Raw genomic sequence first — 2,503 nt, forward strand, 5'->3', positions numbered from 1 at the left:
GTAAGCGACAAGCAGACCCCATCTGGCGAAGCTGACGGCCGTCGCGGTATGGCAGACATCTGATTTTCTCTGATTGTGAGGATCTATGTCTACGCCTATAGCTAGCCCTGTGATGATCCATATGATTGAGGCGGTACCGGACCGGCTAGAGGGGTCTCCTCGCCAGGTGCGGCGTTTCTGGTCTGACGAGTTTAAAGTCGATACTGTTGCGGAGGCTTGCAAGCCAGGAGTGAACAACTCCGAGTTAGCGCGACGGATCGGGATCACGCCCTCACAACTATATCGCTGGCGGCGAGACCTTCTGAAAGAGAGTGAGCCGCATCACATTGCGACGGCTGTGAAGGCGCAACGATCAGTGGTCGGGGTCAGCTCCGTTGTCGAGGTTGTCATCGGCGATGTGGTGATCCGGGCGGGCGCAGATACCGAAGAAGCCCATCTGCAGCGGGTGATCCGAGCGGTACGCTCTGCATGATCCCGTCAGGCGTAAAGGTGTTTCTGGCGAGCCATCCGATCGACTTCCGCAAGGGGCCGGACAGTTTGCTTTCGTTGGTGCGGGATACCGGCAATGATCCATTCAATGGTGCGCTTTATGTCTTTCGGGCCAAGAGAGCGGACCGGGTGAAGATCGTGTGGTGGGATGGTTCGGGCGTTTGCCTCTATGCGAAGCGGCTGGAGAAAGCCCAGTTCTGCTGGCCCCGGATTGGTCATCATCGCGTCCAGCTCAATCATGCCCAGCTTCTTGCTCTTGTGGACGGAATGGATTGGAAGCGCGTTCGACAAACGCCGGTGAAGCCTCCTGAGATTGTTGGGTAAAACCACTGCGGCGAAGTGAATCAGCAGCCTGAAACTGCGGGCGTATGGCGACAAAATATGCTCTGATCGGACCCATGACGCGCCCCGAGATCGAGCTTCCGGATGATGTAGAGGCCTTGAAAGCCATGGTTCTCGCCATGGCCGAAAAGGCAGCCCGCGTCGAAGTTTTGGAAAAGCAGGTCGATGACCTCGAGGCCCGAAATGCGGACGCCGACGATCGTATCGAGCGTCTCACGCAGATCCTGAAGGCTTTCGATCGCGCCCGATTTGGCCGACGCTCGGAAAAGCTTGCATCATCCACCGTCGATGACGAGCAGCATGCCTTTGTCTTCGAGGAAATCGAGACCGGCATTGCGGCAATCAAGGGTCAGGTTACGAAAGGCCGCGAGAGTGCGGATAGCAAACGCGCACCGCGATTGCGCAAGGGCTTCGCGCCGCATCTCGAGCGCGTCGAGGTCGTGATCGAGCCGGAGGAGCTGCCGGAACACGCAGGCAAGCAGAAAATCCTGATCGGAGAAGACATCTCCGAGCGTCTGGATGTCGTCGCAGCGAAGTTCCGTGTCATCGTCACCCGTCGTCCTAAATACGCTTTTAGGAACGAGGACGGCGTCATCCAGGCCGCGGCTCCGGCACATATCATCGAAGGTGGCATTCCAACGGAAGCGCTTTTGGCCCAAATCGCTGTGTCCAAATATGCCGACGGCCTGCCGCTTTATCGCCAGGAAGCAATCTACGCACGCGACAAGGTAGAACTCGATCGCAGGCTGATGGCCCAATGGATGGGTAAGGTGGGGTTCGAGCTCGACATCCTCGCCAATTACATCCTGAACGAGATCAAGAAGGCAGAACGGATTTTTGCCGACGAAACGACCTTGCCGACACTCGCACCTGGCTCCGGATCTGCAAAGACGGCGTGGCTATGGGCATATGCCAGAGACGATCGGACCTTCGGAGGCAGTGGTCCGCCGATGGTGGCCTATCGCTTCGAGGACAGTCGAGCCACCGAGTGCGTCGCACGGCATCTGAGCGGCTATCGTGGAATTCTGCAGGTTGATGGGTATGCCGCCTATAACAAGCTCGTCCGGAAGGATGGAGGCAATGACAGCGCCACTCTGGCTGGCTGCTGGTCACATAGCCGCCGGAAGTTCTACGAGTTGCATGCCGCAAACAGCTCAAAGGTCGCTACAGATACCGTCCAGCGGATGGCAAAGCTGTGGGAGATTGAGGACACCGTTCGGGGTCAAAGCCCTGAGACTCGTGTCGCCGCACGTCAGGAGATCTCCGCAGCGATCGTCAGTGACCTCTACACTCTCTGGCAGGCGACCCTGCCGCGGGTCTCCGGCAAATCGAAACTCGCGGAGGCGCTTCGATATGCCATCTCGCGTCGCGACATCTTCGAGCGCTTCCTGACCGACGGCCGGGTCGAGCTCGATTCCAACATCGTTGAACGAGCGATCAGACCCCAAGCAATTACGAGAAAAAATAGCCTATTCGCCGGGAGCGACGGTGGCGGCAAAACCTGGGCGACAATCGGAACTCTCCTGCAAACCGCAAAGATGAATGCTGTCGATCCGCAAGCCTGGCTTACTCAGGCACTCGAGCGCCTCGCAAATGGATGGCCCAGCAGCGAAATCGACGCCCTCATGCCGTGGAACTATGCCGCCTGAACGGCCCCAGCTTGTCGCTTACG

General features: G+C 58.3%; 3 protein-coding genes. All 3 read left to right on the top strand.

Annotation, left to right across the window (positions count from 1 at the left end; translation table 11 throughout):
- Positions 1-121 precede the first annotated feature (121 nt).
- Entirely contained in the window at positions 122-472 is a 351-nt protein-coding gene (locus tag JNB88_RS33035; RefSeq protein WP_223217440.1) for a transposase, read from the top strand.
- The gene (gene tnpB, locus JNB88_RS33040; protein WP_113365556.1) at positions 469-813 is read left to right on the top strand and encodes an IS66 family insertion sequence element accessory protein TnpB; all 345 of its coding nucleotides are present in this window, start codon (positions 469-471) and stop codon (positions 811-813) included. The genes JNB88_RS33035 and tnpB overlap by 4 nt, the downstream gene beginning before the upstream one ends.
- 74 nt (positions 814-887) lie before the next feature.
- Positions 888-2,480: an IS66 family transposase gene (gene tnpC / locus JNB88_RS33045; RefSeq protein ID WP_220359158.1), complete on the top strand. Its 1,593-nt coding sequence runs from the start codon at positions 888-890 to the stop codon at positions 2,478-2,480.
- Positions 2,481-2,503: the final 23 nt, after the last annotated feature.

Source organism: Rhizobium cauense (genome assembly GCF_019511525.1).
GTDB classification, from domain to species: domain Bacteria; phylum Pseudomonadota; class Alphaproteobacteria; order Rhizobiales; family Rhizobiaceae; genus Rhizobium; species Rhizobium cauense.

What these genes read in the sequence shown, in the direction of transcription:
- tnpB (WP_113365556.1), top strand. Translation starts at nt 469, where the DNA reads ATGATCCCGTCAGGCGTAAAGGTGTTTCTGGCGAGCCATCCGATCGAC.
- JNB88_RS33035 (WP_223217440.1), top strand. Translation starts at nt 122, where the DNA reads ATGATTGAGGCGGTACCGGACCGGCTAGAGGGGTCTCCTCGCCAGGTG.
- tnpC (WP_220359158.1), top strand. Translation starts at nt 888, where the DNA reads ATGACGCGCCCCGAGATCGAGCTTCCGGATGATGTAGAGGCCTTGAAA.